This window comes from Vibrio sp. 1641 (assembly GCF_033339995.1).
Classification (GTDB): domain Bacteria; phylum Pseudomonadota; class Gammaproteobacteria; order Enterobacterales; family Vibrionaceae; genus Vibrio; species Vibrio alginolyticus.
The window spans coordinates 361,657-378,944 of sequence record NZ_JAWOVP010000003.1; the positions used below are offsets into that span (position 1 = coordinate 361,657).

Annotated in this window: 16 protein-coding genes; 9 read left to right on the forward strand and 7 right to left on the reverse strand. The window is 45.1% G+C overall.

The window, feature by feature from the left end; translation table 11 throughout:
* Positions 1–35: 35 nt before the first annotated feature.
* The 5 genes from sapA to R7Z47_RS09475 are packed head-to-tail and all read left to right on the forward strand — an operon-like array spanning position 36 to position 5,274.
* Positions 36–1,655, forward strand: coding sequence for an ABC transporter substrate-binding protein SapA (gene sapA, locus R7Z47_RS09455; protein WP_138939988.1), 1,620 nt, complete (start codon positions 36–38; stop codon positions 1,653–1,655).
* Positions 1,655–2,617: an ABC transporter permease gene (locus R7Z47_RS09460; protein WP_005378122.1), complete on the forward strand. Its 963-nt coding sequence runs from the start codon at positions 1,655–1,657 to the stop codon at positions 2,615–2,617. The genes sapA and R7Z47_RS09460 overlap by 1 nt, the downstream gene beginning before the upstream one ends.
* Positions 2,604–3,491, forward strand: coding sequence for an ABC transporter permease subunit (locus tag R7Z47_RS09465; RefSeq protein WP_005378123.1), 888 nt, complete (start codon positions 2,604–2,606; stop codon positions 3,489–3,491). The genes R7Z47_RS09460 and R7Z47_RS09465 overlap by 14 nt, the downstream gene beginning before the upstream one ends.
* On the forward strand, positions 3,491–4,486 hold the full coding sequence (locus R7Z47_RS09470) for an oligopeptide/dipeptide ABC transporter ATP-binding protein (RefSeq protein WP_005378126.1): 996 nt from the start codon (positions 3,491–3,493) through the stop codon (positions 4,484–4,486). Before R7Z47_RS09465 ends, R7Z47_RS09470 begins: the two co-directional genes overlap by 1 nt.
* Positions 4,483–5,274 carry an ATP-binding cassette domain-containing protein gene (locus R7Z47_RS09475; protein WP_005393308.1) on the forward strand — a complete coding sequence of 264 codons (792 nt, stop codon included), beginning with the start codon at positions 4,483–4,485 and terminating at the stop codon, positions 5,272–5,274. Before R7Z47_RS09470 ends, R7Z47_RS09475 begins: the two co-directional genes overlap by 4 nt.
* 81 nt (positions 5,275–5,355) lie before the next feature.
* Here R7Z47_RS09475 and R7Z47_RS09480 read toward each other — a convergent pair whose 3' ends face one another.
* Positions 5,356–5,745 (reverse strand): DUF2750 domain-containing protein, encoded by a 390-nt coding sequence (locus R7Z47_RS09480; protein WP_005378129.1) that lies wholly within the window; start codon positions 5,743–5,745, stop codon positions 5,356–5,358.
* A gap of 68 nt (positions 5,746–5,813) precedes the next feature.
* On the reverse strand, positions 5,814–6,719 hold the full coding sequence (locus R7Z47_RS09485; RefSeq protein WP_017634678.1) for a manganese-dependent inorganic pyrophosphatase: 906 nt from the start codon (positions 6,717–6,719) through the stop codon (positions 5,814–5,816).
* Between the two features lie 186 nt (positions 6,720–6,905).
* Here R7Z47_RS09485 and R7Z47_RS09490 point away from each other — a divergent pair, with 186 nt between their 5' ends.
* The gene (locus R7Z47_RS09490; RefSeq protein WP_017820871.1) at positions 6,906–8,120 is read left to right on the forward strand and encodes a putative manganese transporter; all 1,215 of its coding nucleotides are present in this window, start codon (positions 6,906–6,908) and stop codon (positions 8,118–8,120) included.
* Positions 8,121–8,196: 76 nt separating this feature from the next.
* On the opposite strand, the gene R7Z47_RS09495 is transcribed toward R7Z47_RS09490, so the two are convergent.
* The 4 genes from R7Z47_RS09495 to torE all read right to left on the reverse strand — a co-directional run bounded on the left by R7Z47_RS09495 (position 8,197) and on the right by torE (position 14,038).
* Complete coding sequence (locus tag R7Z47_RS09495; protein ID WP_262606595.1) at positions 8,197–9,936, reverse strand: glycoside hydrolase family 36 protein; 1,740 nt, start codon at positions 9,934–9,936, stop codon at positions 8,197–8,199.
* 198 nt (positions 9,937–10,134) lie between these two features.
* On the reverse strand, positions 10,135–12,597 hold the full coding sequence (torA, locus tag R7Z47_RS09500; RefSeq protein ID WP_062730706.1) for a trimethylamine-N-oxide reductase TorA: 2,463 nt from the start codon (positions 12,595–12,597) through the stop codon (positions 10,135–10,137).
* 26 nt (positions 12,598–12,623) lie between these two features.
* Complete coding sequence (gene torC, locus R7Z47_RS09505) at positions 12,624–13,808, reverse strand: pentaheme c-type cytochrome TorC (protein ID WP_005378139.1); 1,185 nt, start codon at positions 13,806–13,808, stop codon at positions 12,624–12,626.
* Positions 13,809–13,858: 50 nt separating this feature from the next.
* Positions 13,859–14,038 carry a trimethylamine N-oxide reductase system protein TorE gene (torE, locus tag R7Z47_RS09510; RefSeq protein ID WP_005378141.1) on the reverse strand — a complete coding sequence of 60 codons (180 nt, stop codon included), beginning with the start codon at positions 14,036–14,038 and terminating at the stop codon, positions 13,859–13,861.
* Positions 14,039–14,500: 462 nt separating this feature from the next.
* Here torE and R7Z47_RS09515 point away from each other — a divergent pair, with 462 nt between their 5' ends.
* Both R7Z47_RS09515 and R7Z47_RS09520 read left to right on the forward strand, forming a co-directional pair.
* Positions 14,501–15,313: an ABC transporter permease gene (locus R7Z47_RS09515; RefSeq protein WP_017634681.1), complete on the forward strand. Its 813-nt coding sequence runs from the start codon at positions 14,501–14,503 to the stop codon at positions 15,311–15,313.
* A 366-nt stretch (positions 15,314–15,679) separates the two neighbouring features.
* Positions 15,680–15,805, forward strand: coding sequence for a hypothetical protein (locus tag R7Z47_RS09520; protein WP_254903806.1), 126 nt, complete (start codon positions 15,680–15,682; stop codon positions 15,803–15,805).
* 85 nt (positions 15,806–15,890) lie between these two features.
* On the opposite strand, the gene focA is transcribed toward R7Z47_RS09520, so the two are convergent.
* Positions 15,891–16,751, reverse strand: a complete 861-nt coding sequence (gene focA / locus R7Z47_RS09525) for a formate transporter FocA (protein WP_005378146.1) — start codon at positions 16,749–16,751, stop codon at positions 15,891–15,893.
* 299 nt (positions 16,752–17,050) lie between these two features.
* Here focA and R7Z47_RS09530 point away from each other — a divergent pair, with 299 nt between their 5' ends.
* Positions 17,051–17,284 (forward strand): TIGR02647 family protein, encoded by a 234-nt coding sequence (locus R7Z47_RS09530; RefSeq protein ID WP_005387662.1) that lies wholly within the window; start codon positions 17,051–17,053, stop codon positions 17,282–17,284.
* The last annotated feature ends 4 nt before the right edge of the window (positions 17,285–17,288 follow it).

The following is a 17,288-nucleotide window of genomic DNA, read 5'->3' on the forward strand; positions in this document are numbered from 1 at the left end:
ACGAAACGAGCAAGATCCAATGAACATTTCATATTATGAATGCTTTTATAAGATTATCGCTGAGCCTTATTGGGATTAGCCTACTGACCGCTTGTGGCGATGAAATTGACCACAATGATATTCGCAAAGCTGGCTTTGTGTTTTGCGGACAGGGTAAGCCGACCACGTTTAACCCTCAGCTTATTGATAGCGGTATTACCGCAGAGGCTCTGAGCCCGCAGCTGTACGATACGCTGCTCACGCTCGATCCTAAATCACATCAGCCCGTGGCAAGCATCGCCGAGAGTTGGTCAGTAAATGAATCAGGGACGGAATACACGTTTAAGCTTAAACGTGGTGTTAAATTCCAAACCACGCCTTGGTTCACACCCACTCGCCCATTGAATGCAAAAGATGTGGTATTTAGCTTCAAGCGAATCATCGATGTAGACCATCCTTTTCACCAAGTAGGTGGTGGTTTTTATCCATGGTTTGCAGGGTTAGATTTTCAAAGCCTACTCCAAGACGTGGTTGCAATAGATGAGCATACGGTAAGGTTTACGTTATCTCAGCCAAACTTTTCTTTCTTGGCCAATATTGCCACCAGCCATGCGGTTATCTTGTCTGCGGAGTATGGACAGCAATTGGCAGCAAAAGATCATAAAGAAGAAATCGACCAACTTCCTATCGGTACCGGCCCTTATCAATTAAAAGAGTACCAAGTGAACGATTTGATTCGATTAGAGCGTCATTCTAATTACTGGAAGTCACCAGCAAAAATGGAACAAGTGGTGTTCGATATCTCTCACAGAGGGACGGGTACATTAGCTAAACTTTTAAGAAACGAGTGTGACGTACTCTCTTCACCTATTTCGAGCCAAATACCTGTCATTCAAGAAAATGACAACCTTGAGCTGACGGCTACACCAGCTAACAACGTTTCCTTTATTGCGATAAACACAGAAACCACCGCGCTGAGTGATGCTCGAGTCCGCCAAGCACTTAACTTAGCGATCAACCGTCAAAATATTTTAGACTCGGTTTACTACGGAACTGGCTCCCAAGCTTATACCTTGCTACCACCTAATTCATGGGCTTATCAAAAAGACAGTGTAAAAATTCGTTATGACCGGAATTATGCATTGGCACTACTTCGAGATGCAGGCTACGGAGACGGCCTAGAATTGACCATGTGGGTACCACTTGAACCACGTGCTTTTAACCCAAGCCCTCGCAAGACCGCAGAGCTAATCCAAGCGAATTTTGCCGATATTGGGGTTAAATTAACGCTACTGACCGATGATAGGTTTGAACGTGTGGATTTGGAGAACATCAACGATATCGATTTACTTTTAACAGGTTGGATTGGTGATACCGGGGATCCTGACAACTTTTTCCGCCCTTTATTATCTTGCGAGTCTGACCGCGTTGGCCTTAACGTGTCCATGTGGTGTAACGATGACTTCGATTTCTTGCTCGATTTGGCGTTAGAAACTCAAGAACCGCGTTACCGTTTGAACCTATATCGCCAAGCACAGAACATTTTGAATCAAGAGTTCCCGGTTATTCCTCTGGCGCATGGCGTGCAGTTCCGTGTGCACGACAAATCTTTGACAGGCTTCAAATCAAGCCCTTTCAATGCCCAACCGTTTGATAGAGTTGAGAGAATTCACTGATGTTTTGGTATACCGTTCGACGCTTTAACCTATTTATCATCACTTTGATGATCCTTACATTAGTGGGTTTTTCTCTGCTTCGCCTTGACCCTCTCTCGCACTGGGCAAACGTTGATTTTTGGTCTGGTTGGCAAACTTACTTAATCAACCTTTCTCAACTCGATTTTGGCATAAGTAAAAACGGCAATGCGATTTACGACGAGCTCGCCGTTGTATTCCCAGCCACTTTGGAACTGTGCTTTTTTGCCTTTTTGGTGTCCCTTTTGATCGGCATTCCTCTTGGAACCGTGGCTGGGATGAAGCAAGGTAAATGGCTCGATACCAGCATTTCATTCATGTCAATGTCTGGTTATTCCGCCCCAATCTTTTGGGTAGCTCTGCTACTTATCATGGTCTTTTCATTGGAATACCAACTCTTTCCCGTTGCGGGACGGTATGATTTACTTTACGAAATTGATCATGTAACCGGGTTTGCCATTATCGACGCATTCATGGCGAAAGGCGAATACCGCGCTCATGCACTGCAAAGCGTTATTGAGCATATGGTGCTGCCATGTTTGGTGCTCGCTTTGGCTCCAACCACCCAGGTTGTCGGACTAATGCGTTCCTCGGTAGCGGAAGTGATGAGCCAAAACTACATCCGTGCAGCGAGAATCAAAGGTCTTTCTAACCGCGAAATCGTAACTCAACATGTATTGCGGAATGCGATACCGCCTATCATTCCCAAAGTTGGTGTTCAACTTTCGAGTATGATTACCTTAGCTATCATCACGGAGTCTATTTTTAACTGGCCAGGTATTGGTCGTTGGCTTTTAGATGCGCTGGCAAGCCAAGACTATGCATCTATCCAAGCTGGCGTGATGGTACTTGCGACTTTGGTTCTTACCGCTAACATTCTCTCGGATTTGATTGGCGCGATGATTAACCCTTTAGTTCGAAAGGAATGGTATGCTAACAAATAACGTTTATCAGGAAGAGCGCATTCCAACACAGTTTGAGCGTTTTTGGCGAAGCTACCGCGCCAACGGACTAGCCATGTTTGGCTTGTGGTGCTTGGTGTTTATCGTCCTTATTACCATTTTTGCCCCCCTACTTGCACCATTTGACGCCCAAGCACAGTCAGGTGAGTTGCTTGTGCCGCCATCATGGGCCCCAGCAGGAACGGTTGATTACTTTTTGGGGACCGATGACTTAGGTAGAGATATTCTTTCGCGCCTGATTATGGGCTCTCAGCTGACATTTGGCGCTGCTGTCGCCATCACCGCAATTGCTGCCGTTGTAGGCTGTTTAATTGGCGTATTGGCAGGTATGACGAAAGGCTTACTGTCGAGTACTCTCAACCACTTGCTCGATACCGTCATGTCGATCCCGTCGCTCTTATTAGCAATCATTTTTGTGGCATTTCTAGGCTTTGGTGGGTTCAATATTTTACTCGCAATCTGCTTGGCTTTGATTCCGCGTTTTATTCGCTCCGTTTATATCGCAGTCCACACCGAAGTTGAAAAAGACTACATAATGGCAGCACGCCTTGATGGCGCTAATGATTTCTACTTACTGTGGAGTTCAATTCTTCCTAACATTCTGACGGTCATTGCCGCTGAAATCACACTCGCGCTCTCTGCTGCGATTTTAGATATTACGGCACTGGGTTTTCTTGGCCTAGGCGCACAGGCCCCAAGCACCGAGTGGGGAGCAATATTAGGTGACTCTGTCGAGCTTATTTATATTGCACCTTGGACAGTGACCCTACCCGGCCTGACCATCATGTTTACTGTTATTACCCTAAACTTAGTAGGTGAAGGTGTACGTCAAGCGCTTAATGCGGGGATCGAATAATGCCGTTGTTAGATATTCGACATTTGACCATTGAGATCGAAACACCTCAAGGGTTGGTCAAAGCCGTTGACCGAATGAGCCTAACTTTGAACGAAGGCGAAATTCGTGGTCTTGTAGGTGAGTCTGGTTCAGGGAAAAGCTTAGTTGCAAAAGCGATTGTCGGGGTAAGTAAAGATAACTGGCGCATCACCGCAGACCGTATGCGCCTTGGCAATATTGACTTGCTTCAGCTTACACCAAAAGAGCGTCGGCGCGTCATTGCTCGTGATATTGCGATGATTTTCCAAGAACCTTCAACTTGTCTTGACCCTTCAGAGGAAGTCGGGCGTCAATTGATTGAATCCATTCCATCTCGCGCATTTGAAGGGAAATGGTGGGAGCGATTTAAATGGCGTAAAAAACAGGCCATCGCGCTTTTGCATAAAGTGGGTATTAAAGATCACAAGCGTTTAATGGGTAGCTACCCTTATGAACTGACTGATGGTGAGTGTCAAAAAGTCATGATTGCCATGGCGATAGCGACCAAACCAAAGTTGCTGATCGCAGATGAGCCAACCAACGACTTAGACCCGATTACCCAATCGCAAATTTTGCGTCTGTTGAGCCGCATGAACCAACTTAATAACACAACCATTCTGCTTATCGGCCACGACTTAGCGACCATAACACAGTGGGCAGGACGTATTACGGTAATGTATTGTGGTCAGTCGGTAGAGTCTGCCGATACCAGTAAAATCATTGCGGCACCCAAGCACCCGTATACAGATGCCTTGCTTAAAGCGATGCCAGACTTTAATGATTGGGTACCACACAAGCAAAAACTCCAATCCCTACCGGGCTCGATTCCGCCATTGCAGCATCTGCCTATCGGTTGTCGCCTCGGACCACGTTGCCCATATGCGCAGAAACAATGTGTAGAAATTCCACACACCAGACGAATTAAGAATCATAAATTTAACTGCCACTTTCCATTGAACACGGAGAAAAAGTCATGAGTGCGTTACTTGAAGTCGATAATTTATCGAAGCAATTTGTTACGCGCTCCCGTCTGTTCAAACGTCAGGTTAATGAGGCAGTTAAACCGGTAAGCTTTACTTTAGAGCCAGGACAAACTATTGGTTTTATTGGTCAAAACGGGTCAGGAAAATCCACACTAGCTCGTATGCTTGCTGGCGTTGTTGAACCAAGCTCCGGAGAGATCCGTGTGAATGGCGAACGATTGGAGCACAAAGATTACGCGACACGCTGCAAGCTCATCCGCATGATTTTCCAAGATCCAAACACATCGTTAAACCCACGAATCCAGATTGGTCGTATTTTAGAAGGTCCGCTAAAGCGAAATACCAACATGCCGCCAGATGCGCGCATGCAGCGTGTAAAGAACACCCTACTCCGCGTAGGATTGCTGCCTGAGCACGCCTATTTTTATCCACAAATGCTAGCTGCCGGTCAAAAACAGCGCGTGTGTTTGGCTCGTGCACTTATTCTTCAACCTTCCATCATTGTCGCTGATGAGGCGTTAAACGGTTTGGATATGGCAATGCGCTCGCAGATCATTAACTTATTCCTCGAGTTGCAAGAAGAGATGGGATTGTCATTTGTGTACGTGTCTCAGCACATTGGCATTGTTAAGCATATTACTGATAAAGTGATGGTGATGCATGAAGGTGAAGTGGTCGAGTTTGGCGAGACCAACCAAGTACTGACTCATCCCGAGCATCCTATTACTCAACGACTAGTCGAAAGCCACTTTTATAAAGCGCCAAGCCATCAAACAAAATAGTTATCAAAGATGTAATCGTGCAAATGTAAAGAAGCCTGCTTTAACGCAGGCTTCTTTATTGCATGGGTACTAATCAAAAAACTAACGGCGGCTCGCTTGTTTGCGCAGTTCAAAATCAAACTCGTCAGGAAACAATACGACCCCTTCTTCATTTTGATTTGGGAATACAACAATCGATAGCTCGTCATCCTCTAGACCAGAGGTCCAACGGCTGTGCCACTTGTTTAAAGAGATCGCCTCAGGCTCGCAATCTTCCCAATCACCATTCGCCCATTGCAAAGCGAACTCTTCGTTTGGCCATACTGGTACACAATCATCATCTTCTGTATTTAACATGACACAGCCATGTTCGTCTTTCAGAATCCAAACCTTACGATTCGCCACAATCTCTTTTACGCAGTACTTTAAACGTTGCTCTTCGTTGTAGCGATTAATGGTATCCATCTGCTCTTGGGTCAGTTGCTCAGACATATTCGTCTCCTATTTCCCATAGAAAAATGCCCGCAGCTAGGCGGGCATTTAAAGTATATGCTAGAAAATTAAGCTAGCTCAGTTTGAAGCCAAGGCCAACCTTGCTTCTTACGGCTTAGCGTGTTTTCCATCATTAGCATGCCGTCTTTTTCGTGCTTAACAAGCTTCTCAGCCCACTCACCTTTGTATAGAAGACGAGTTTGAGCAGTCGTGATGTCTGTTAGCATTACAGCAGCGAACGCTAGGTTATCTTTCTCACAACGAGATTCTAGGTCTGCTTCTAGTGCTTCGATCATACCGTCAACTTGCTCAAGAGTTGCAAGTTCAACTTGACCAACCACTACGTCACGACCGTTGAATGGGTAACCTTTAAGGTCTTTCTCAACAAGCTCAGCCGCTGATAGACCTTCGATGTTTGTTTTAGCAATTAGAAGATCTTTAGTGAACGCGTCAACATCTTGTACGTCTGCGATTGCCGCTAGTTCAGCAACGGCATCTTTGTCTTTTTGTGTACAAGTTGGAGAAGCAAAACCTACTGTGTCAGATAGAATTGCTGACATCATTAGCTTAGCAATTTGTGGAGTAATCGCGTGACCTTCAATCTTGAACATGTTGAATAGAACAGTGTTGGTACAACCAACAGGCCAGATCCATGCTTCCATTGGGTTTACTGTCATCACGTCACCTAGACGGTGGTGGTCAACAATACCCGCAATTTCAGCTTCTGCGATATCGTCTGGTGCTTGTGCTAGATCTGAGTAATCTACTAGCCAAACGGTCTCACCCGCAACTGATGTGCGAAGCTCAGGAACTTCAGCGCCAGCAACTTCTAGGATGTGCTGAGTTTCACGGTTGATTTCGCCTTGGCGAATTGGCATAGCTTCAACGCCACGCGCTTTTAGAAGTTCAGTTGCAACGAGTGCACTACAAATACTGTCACTGTCTGGGTTCTTATGACCTACAACTAGAATCATGTTTCTTCCTATTCAAGTCAATTTTATACGCCGCCTAATACAGTTAATTAGGGCGTGTTTGCTCACAAAGGCCGATACTTTACCTGATTTCAGAGAGTTTGACACGAAGAAAAGTTCACAATGCTATTGCGAATAAATCTCATTTACATATAATGATAATTATTCCTATTTGCATTTGAGTAAACGATGAACGCGACCCAATTATTACACTCTGCACAACAGTTGTTTCAGCCTACTCAGTTTCGTTTAGCTTATAAGCGATTGCTGATCCCTATCGTCATGCTCATTTTGCTAGGCAATGAAAATACACGTGACGTAGCCGTACAGACGCTATCCGACTCATTCTGGGCGGTGTCATGCTATGTTGCTGCCACATTGGCTATTTATCATTATCTTTCAAACTTTATGTCGAAAACCAATCGAATTACCGAGCTATATCATCGCTCGCGTAATCATCAGGTTTTCTTTGCTTCTTTGTTGGGTGCTTTGCCTGGCTGTGGTGGCGCTATTGTTGTGACAACGCAATTTATTAGTGGCCGAGTAGGATTTGGTGCGATTGTCGCGGTACTTACTTCAACAATGGGTGACGCTGCCTTTTTACTTCTGGCCGCCAAACCAAGTGTTGGATTAGGCGTGGTTGGATTAGGCATTATCGTGGGTACTCTTTCAGGGTTAGTCGTTAATGCTTTTCATGCTGATAACTTTCTGCGACCAGAACCAAAAGAAGCACCTCAGACACATGCTTGTTGCCAACACCAGACAGACCGACACACACCCCTTGAACAACGTGCAATCAATCTACAAGGCGCATTTTGGAAATGGCTTATTGTGCCTGCTAGTGTCGTTGCTGTGTTAATGTCTTTCCAAATCGATATTAATCAGCTGTTGTCTTTGCAGGCCAATACCATTGAATGGCTGGGCGCTATCTTCGCGGTGATCACAATGTCGTTGTGGGCTATGACAAAAGAGCTCGGCGATTATCAGTCAACGGTCTCTGAAGATGAAAAAATCGTGGACTCACACCCGATTCAAAAAGCAGCACAAGATACGAATTTCGTCAGTGCTTGGGTGATCGTGGCGTTTCTGGCGTTTGAACTGACGACCTATTTTTCTGGACTCGACCTTGTAGAAACCTTTTCTCATTGGGGAATTTGGATGCCATTAGCTGGCCTAGCCATTGGTATGTTGCCTGGTTGTGGACCGCAAATTTTAGTCACTAGCCTATACATTTCTGGTGCAGCGCCACTTTCTGCGCAACTGGCCAATGCGATTTCTAACGATGGTGACGCCCTATTCCCCGCTATTGCAATGGCACCGAAAGCTGCTTTGGTCGCGACTATTTACTCGTCCATTCCTGCGTTTATTGTTGGATACGGGTATTACTTTTTATTTGAGTTCTAACGCTCAGAGCATCAAACGAGAAAGGAGCCGCAATAGGCTCCTTTCTTGATCTTGGTATTAGGCGATTTACTTCACGTTATGCTGTAACGATCGCTTTCGCATTGAGCCCTTTATCCACGCTCACCATTAACAACTGGCAAGGTTCTTGGTTTAGCTTTTCCCCTGTCCAGTAATCATACCAGTCCACCGGTTGATCAGACGTCAGCGTAAATTCCATCGCTCCGTAACTCGCATAATTAAACAAACAATGGAGGTCATTCTTCGTCGTTAGTTTTAAAAACGCGTGATTTAAACTCAAAGCGGTAAACTTTGCAGATTGTTGGTTACGTTGTTGACGTAACATGAGCTTAGACAGTGTCTTCTTAGCAAACGGCGTAATCTCAGGGAGCGGGTCACCAGACAGCAGCAAACCACCACTCGCTAATAACACCGTGCGATGAAATTCATACTCTTCTCTGGATGCGGCTTGGTTAGCTAGTGAAGTGAATGTCGCGCAATCCGGGTCAATTTGCCACAGTTTTCGGTGCTGCCAACTACGGTAAAAGGTTTCTCTGGCTATCTGCTCGAATCGATGACTATGACGCTCTACATCGTCAGAAACACGCATTGCATCCACAAGTCCCAGAGATGGCCACATTGGCGCATTACAGCCTAACAGCCATGCATCCCCTGCCCCTTTAGCGATCGCTTCCATACCCATGCGGTAGGCTTCTACACCGGTGACACCCGATTGGCTTCGTTTACCTTTTAACGTGCCCCAGTAGTTTGCGTCTAATTTGAATAGCTCAACGCCCCACTCTTGACGCATAACAGAGACCACATGAGTTAGGTGATCTTGCACTTCAGGGTTTGAAGTATCGAGAATGTACCAAGGCGTGCATCGCCAACCACCGTATGTGGCATCTTCTGCTTTAAGTAAGCCACCATCCTTGTGGCGAACAAACCAATCTGGATGCTGTTTGAAGATCTCCGACTCAGGTTGAGCAATAAAGGGCGCCATCCAAATCGCCGGCTTTTTGCCTTTTGCACGGATGTTATGAATGAGCTCTTTTACGCCACCAGAAAACTTATCTGATGGGGTTAACCAATCGCCCATAAAGGCTTGATAGCCATCATCCAGAAGTACCCACTCTAGGTCTTCGAGCTTATCTTGCATGCAATCTACGTTCTGCATGATGTTTTGCTCTTTCACGTCTGCGTAGTAGGCATACCACGAACACCAACCGACAGGCGCATCTTGTGTCACACCTTGGCGAACAGGATGATGCTTTGCAATCATCTCGCCATAGGTTTGATAAAGCTCGGACAGCGATTGACCACAGAGTACCGCCACGGATTCAAGTTGATTACTTTCCCAATCCGCCACTTGAGTCAACTCACCATCAATTGCGGCTGATAAAACCCAATGCCCATCACGCAGTACAACATCAAAATAGCCAGCAAAGCGATGACATGATGTGAAGCCAAATAATGTGTAGCCCGCTGAACCTTCCACCACTAAATAGTTGTAATAACGCTTAGGGGCATCTTTAGGGTAGATTCGATAAGAAGGATTATTGTCTGGGCAGCGACCAATATCAACGGGGTGATTGATCGTTCCCGCCGTTTGCGCCAACATTTGAAAACCATCCCCAATTACGTTGGCCTCGTGCTCGTACAAAAACGGCATTTCGAGCAACACTTCACGGTCGGTAAAGGTTTTATTGTGGAGACCAGCAAAAGAAAAATGTAATTGATTACCCTCGACTTCAACTTGGAAGTCATTGTTATTCACAGTGATCTCAGTGTGATTTGCCAATTGAATGCTCTGAGCCATAAAGAGTCTACTCACTTAATTATTATTGTTTAGCTTGGCGCATTATCTCCTGCTTGTCTCACCCAATTCGTTACCATCATCACGAATACCAGTCTCGTTTAACGTTATGAAGTTACTATTGAGACAACGCTCACTGAAATTTTGATAAAAAAATACCAGCCCTGAGGCTGGTATTTCGACTTATGCAAACTGCACTAATTAAGCAACTTCGATCGGACCACCAAATGAAGTGACTGGTGGCACTTTACCTGTGAACTTCTCGAAGTCTACGATACATGTGTTCGCAGAAGTCGCCTGTGCAAGCTCAGAAGAACCGATGTCTTGCGTCAGCGTGTTAGGATCACCGTAGGTACAGATTGCGCCCTCTTTCTCGTTTAGAGGACCGTACCATGCACCTTCTTCGATACGAACAACGCCACGTGGGTAGCTGTCAGTCAAAACAGCACCAGCTAACAGCTGACCACGACCGTTGAATACACGTACCAAATCACCATCTTTGATGCCTTTTGCTTTGGCATCCGCTGGGTTGATGTAAACCGGCTCACGACCTTGTACCGCGTAAGTCGCGCGGAACTCTTCAGACTCACACATCTGAGAGTGCAGACGCTTATCAGGGTGGCAAGACTGCAACCAGAATGGGTATTTATCTGAACCAGGACCACCGTGTGAACGCTCTGATTTTTCGAACCACATTGGGTGCTCTTGACAGTGTTCGTAACCGTAACGGCCGATCTTGCGTGATGTAATCTCGATGAAGCCAGACGGTGTACCTAGTGGGTTAAGTTCAGGGTCTTTACGGAAGTCCGCATGACGAACCCAAGGTTTACCTTCACCGAAGTCTAGTACGCTCTTCTCCCAGAACTCGTTGAATTCTGGCATTTCGAACTTACCTTCGTTCGCTTTTTTACAATCGTTGTAAAGGCTTTCGATCCATTCCATCTCGCTCATACCACGAGTGTATTCTTCGCGGCGACCAAAACGCTGAGTGAGTTCACTCATGATTTGGAAGTCAGGCTTAGATTGGAACAATGGATCAACGAGGCGATGCATTGCAATCAGACCTTTGTTCGAGTATGAACCGTATACGTCGATGTCGTTACGTTCCCATTGCGTACACGCCGGTAGAACGATATCTGAGAAACGACATGTCGCAGTCCAAGCAAACTCGATCGTTACAACCGTTTGAAGTTTGCGGAACGCTTTCTTCATGCGGTTACGATCTTGATGGTGGTGCCATGGGTTACAACCCGAGATAACCATCATCTTGAAGTCTGGCAGTTTCACTTTACCGCCGTTGTAGTTGATCTCTTTGCCAGGTTCTAGCAGACAGTCGATCCAACGTGCAACTGGGATAGTACGACTGTAGCCGTTAAAGTCGTTGTTATCCCACTTCGGTTTCATACCTTGGTCAAGGTTACGAGGGAAACCACCAGGGCCCGCGAAACCAGTAGAAGGCACACCGATACTTGAGTAGTGGTGACCGTAAGAGATACCACCGCCAGGTAGACCGATTTGACCAACCATTGCAGCAACCACAGCCGCTGCCCAGTATGGCTGCTCACCGTGCTCTTGACGCTGGATACACCAACCCATCAGGATCTGTGTACGACCGCTGACTAGCATGCGTGCGAATTCACGGATCTTGTCCGCTTTCACGCCACAAATCGCTGCTGCCCATTCAGGCGTCTTCTCTACTTTGTCTTTTGTCTTACCTTGAACGTATTGAATGAACTCTTCAAAGCCGAGACAGTAAGTATCAATGAACTTCTTATCGTACAGGTTTTCGTTGTACAACACGTGTGCCACAGCGAGCATGAACGCTACGTCTGTCAGCGGGTTGATGTACAAGTGATCGTTCTCTAAGTAGCGCTGAGTTTTGTTCTTAACTGGGTCTACAGATAGAACGTTGATCTCACCTTTCGCCACTTTTTCTTTTAGTTGTGCAAGGTACTTAAACGACTCATGCGTTTCACAGTTCCAACCTACTTGAAGGTTTTTCACTGGGTCGTTAGCCCAAAGAACGATGTTGTCAGAGTTTTCTAGGATCTCAGACCAAGACGTACCTTGTGCGTAAACTTCGGTTGAACCTAGCACGTACGGCATAATGGTTTGGCCTGCACCCGTCGAGTAGTCACCTACTTTCGTGATGAAGTTGCCGTGCATACCCACTGCACGTTGCATGTGCGCGGTACAGTTGTTGAATGAACCTGTTTGGTTCCAACCCGTTTGACCTGCGTGTAGCGCCCATGGGCCGTAGTCTTTTTGAATACGTTCTAGTTCGCGGTAGAACAAATCTAGCGCTTCATCCCAAGTTACTCGGATGAAACGGTTGTTACCGCGAGTATCTGCGCTGTATTTATGTTTCTTCAACCAATCTAGACGAACCATTGGGTAACGAACACGTGAAGGGCTGTAGATAATACCCTTAATGCCGTTCAACATTTCTGTTGGGTTTTTGTCTAGCTCTAGCGGCTTGATCTCTTGAACTTTACCCGCGTAGATGTGGGCGCGGAACGCGCCCCAGTGAGAACCGGTTACTTTCCAAGTACCTGTCGTCTCAACGGCATTTGCAGAGGCGGACGCCAATAAGCTAGGACCAATTACTGACGCTGCACTTGTGGTTGCTACACCTTTAAGAAAACTTCTTCGTGTAATAGCCATTTAAAATTACTCCAATCCGACGCTTATTAGTGGTGACCTTCAGCATAATCTGAAGAGTGTTTCTGTAGATACTTCAAGATCAGTGCTTCACTGTCTGTATCTAGGTTAACGAACGCCAACATACCGTCGAACATACCTGGCCAGGTGTTCGCGTCGAAGTGCGCTTCCGCAGGTTGAGTGTGACATACAGAACAATTGGTCTTGTAGGCTTCACGAGATTTTTCCCAAACAGGATTGATGTCGTTCAGCATAGACTCTTTCTTAATCCATACTTTCGCCGCTACTTTTTCCCAAGGAAGGCCTGTTAGCTCATCCACTTTTTTCTCACCAGTCGTCACAATGTTGCTGTCTGTTGCTGCTTCTTTCATCAGAGACGCAGTCGCAATGTTCTTACCGAAGTCTTCTTGAATTACACGACCAAAACCTTTTGCTTTGCGCCAACCGTCAATTTCGATCTCAACAAACTCGCCTTTGTCTTCAAGAACTTTAACGGTCGATGCAGGATTAAGAAGACCAGCTTCTTTACTGCCTTGCGCATCAAAGTAAATTGGTAGGTGACGAACGCTCACGAGTTGCTGACCAACGCCGTAATCCGTGTTAGAAGTCATACCCTCTAGATCACCCACGATACCGCCAATGCTGTCCATGCCTGCTGGTAGGTTGTGCGCAATACCCTTGTGACAGTCAACACAGCTTTGATCTTTCTCAGCGGCTTGCTTCATTTGGATACGAGCGGTTGGAGACATTTGCTCGAAATCCATCGATTCGTAGTTGTGACAGTTTTTACACTCCAGAGATTTGTTTGCCGAGAAACGATCCCATTCGTGTTTAGCAAGTTCGATACGACGCTCTTCGAACACACCCGGTTCGTCGTAGTTGCCAAATACTTGTGCAAATACTTCTTTAGAAGCTTGCATCTTACGAGCGATCTTATCTGTCCAGTTATGTGGAACGTGACAATCAGGACAGGTAGCACGAACACCAGAGTGGTTTTTCCAGTGCACCGTTTCTTGTAGCTCAACGTATACGTTGTCACGCATTGTGTGACAACTAATACAGAATTCTTCTGTGTTGGTTGCTTCTAGAGCGGTGTTAAAGCCACCCCAAAAGATAACACCAGCAATAAAGCCGCCCATAGTCAGCACACCTAGGCTGATATGTACAGCTGGGCGCGTCATGGTACGCCACAGTTTAATGATTAATGATTTCATTATTTGCTCTCTTAAAATCTTTTCAAAAGTGTGGTTATGAGCGCACTGGCTTACATGCCGTGTGCGCCTGGAGGCCCAAAGAAGAAGACTTGCAACATCCAAACGATGAACCCGTAGCCGCCAACAAAGGCCACACTCAGAATTGGGAAGAGAACAACTGCAATGAAGAGGAACGACTTCCACTCCAGGGAGCGTTTTTCACCACTCTCAATTTTATTAACATCACTCATACATTTGCCTATTTTGTATCTAGTGTTATTGAAAAGCCCGCGTAACCAAGCTTAAGTTTTTTACAATCTCTAATGGAAAATGTTAGACCATACTAATAGTAGGGTTCAATCAAATAAGCGACCTCAGACCTTGTAATTCAACACTTTTTTGAGCTCATCCAGAGATATGATGGATTGATGTTATTTATTAAAAAACATGAACAGATGTGACAAAATAAGTCTTTTAAGGAGTTGTTAAATAACCAACATTTAAGAAACATCGATCACATTTAAATCGTAATTACCATGCCATAAATCGACTTAAAAACTCCGAAAAAGATAACCGTTTGTAAACAAAATGCTGCGTATTAATGTCGAAAATAGCACTCAAGATTTACTTTAAGAACAGCAAAAAGTGCACGTAGTGGTTCATATAAAGGAGAGGCTTAGATACAATTATTCGCGTACTTTCAAGGAGCGATTATGGATAACGTGGTGGATATAAGCTGGGTCAAACTGGCACTGTTTGGTTTGATTTTATTGGTCCCCTTTTTTATCAATGCCCGCTACAAATTAGGAATAGCAAAAGACACGATAATCAGTGTTATCCGAATGACACTTCAGCTCATATTGATTGGCGTGTATTTAGAATATCTTTTTCAATTAAACAGCTTACTTGTCAATATACTTTGGCTTGCCATCATGCTACTGATTGGTGCCAGCTCAATTGCGGGAAAAGCTCACTTACCTAAAAAGCCACTTATGCTTCCGCTACTAACGGGCCTTACCTGTGGTCTAATACCACTTCTGATAGCAATTACAGCAGGCTTAGTGCAACCATCCCCTATTTACAATGCGCAGTACATGATCCCACTTGCTGGTATGTTATTGGGTAACAGCTTGAGTAGTAATATCATCGCTCTTCAGAATTTGTTTACGGCTTTTGAGCAGAGACAAGCAGAATATGAGGCTGCAATCTCACTTGGAGCCTCTCCTCGCTACGCATCCTTCCCCTTCATTCAGGAGGCTCTTAGAAAGTCCCTTGCCCCGACTTTAGCTTCTATGGCCACTACAGGGCTGGTTACCTTACCGGGTATGATGACCGGTCAAATTCTAGGTGGCGCGAGCCCGATGGTTGCGATTAAATACCAGTTAGTAATTATGCTGGCTATTTTCGTTATGTTGAGTGCCTCCGTAACCATAACGTTAGAAATGACATTGCGCTGGGTACAAACCAAAGAAGGCCGAATCAAGATAAAAATCGAGCAACCCGAATCGACCAAAACTCACGGTTAGTTGGCGCTTGTGGGTAAAGCCCGTTAAACAACTTGTGTTGCCAAGTCGAACGTACTTATAACTGAATAACTCAACTATTCTTCGAGCACTCATCAAGACGCTTTCAGATGAAAAGTCAGGCAGAATTCTTTTTGATATAAGCCTCTAATTTTATGAAATTTTCTTTGCAAGTTTAGATACGCACGATCTTTGATACAGGTTATCCACAGAAAATGTGGATAAGCCCCCAAAACCCATACGCAACCAGAAACATAGCAACATAAGTGATCAATCTAATCTTCATGCATTGATCACGTGACTGACATGTTCTAATTTTAAAGTAAAGGCAGTGACCACAAACTTGGAGAGACGTACATGGATGTCTTAATGATCAAAGAAAATTACGATGAACTCCTGTCCGATGCACCTCTGGATTGGCTCGTTCAAGAACCAAAGGAAGTAACTTCTCATTGGCTCCCAACCGATTTTGGCATCAACGAAGAGTTGATTTAGCATGACTCGACTTATTTGACACTTGCAGAGACAAGTAAAAAGAAAGGCGAACCATCTGGTTCGCCTTTCTTGTGATCTTCTAAACTTATCGCAAATGGTTATCTTCATCGCGTAGATAAATCATCCAATACCACATGCCAACAAATACGCCACCACCAATAATGTTTCCTATCGTAACAGGAATTAGGTTGTTTACGATGAACCCCATCATGTTTAAGTCCGCGTAGTTTGCAATATCTGCCCCTGTCATTTGCCAAAACGCTTCTGGCGCAAAGTACTTAATACCAATCGCCATAGGTACTTGGAACATATTCGCAATACAGTGCTCAAAACCTGCCGACACGAACATAGCCACAGGCAAAATCATGACCGCTATTTTATCTGTCAATGTTCGCCCACTAAACGTCATCCAAACTGCAATACAAACTAATACGTTACACATGATGCCAAGCGCAACAGCAGCAAAGAAACCATGATGTAATTTGTGTTGGGAGATCGCCATCGCGTTGAGACCAACTTGGCCATGATCAAACATATATTGCTTGGTAACTAGCATACAGGCCACGAGCAAAATGGCCCCAACCATATTGCCAAAATAAACCACCAACCAGTTTTTGATAAGTGCTTGCCAAGAGATTTTTCCACTCGCACGCGCAACTAGTGTCAGCACAGAGCTAGTGAAAAGCTCGCCGCCAGTAACCACCACCAAAATCAAACCAAGGCTAAATGCCAGACCACCAATGAGTCGTGTAATGCCCCAAGGCAGCTCGCCTGCGCCTGTCGTTACTGTGGTATAGAAGATGAAAGCAATACCAATATGAAGCCCCGCAGAAATGGCGAGCAGAAAAGATTTGATTGGAGCTTTCGTTGCTTTGCCTACCCCCACTTCAGCCGCGCGTTCCGCAGCTTGTGGCGGTAATAGTGAGTCAAACTGATTAAAGTTCATTCTGGTGTAACATTTAGAAACATTTAAAGAGGCGCGGATAATCGCTCTATTTCCCTATTTTTTCAAGTGCTATTTGGCGTGTTTACTAAAATCGTTGTTATTGGGAGATAAAGCAATAAATAGCGCCTATCATTCGCTACCGTAAGTATCATTGATACTTAACAAGTATTCGACCTTTCGAACAAAGATCCTGCGTTATATCAGCCTGATAGCGCCATACTTAACACTTCTTGTCGTTGAATGTTGCCCAACGCTACTTTTCAGACTAGCTTGGTAAAAAAAGCGCAAAGGAATCATTTATGAAATATTCAGCTGAACATATCGCCGAATTGAATCTACTTCTTCAGTTCGACCTAAGTAGTGCTGCAACTGGTATTAAAGTTCATACAGACGCGTCAGAAGAAATGCAGGCAGCCGTTGCTCGTCTATATAAGAAGCAACTTTGTACACAGCCTGACGGTGGTTATCTAACAGACGAAGGCATTGAAGTTGCAGAACATGCAGATAAGATTTTAAGAGTTTTGTCTGTGTAATTTG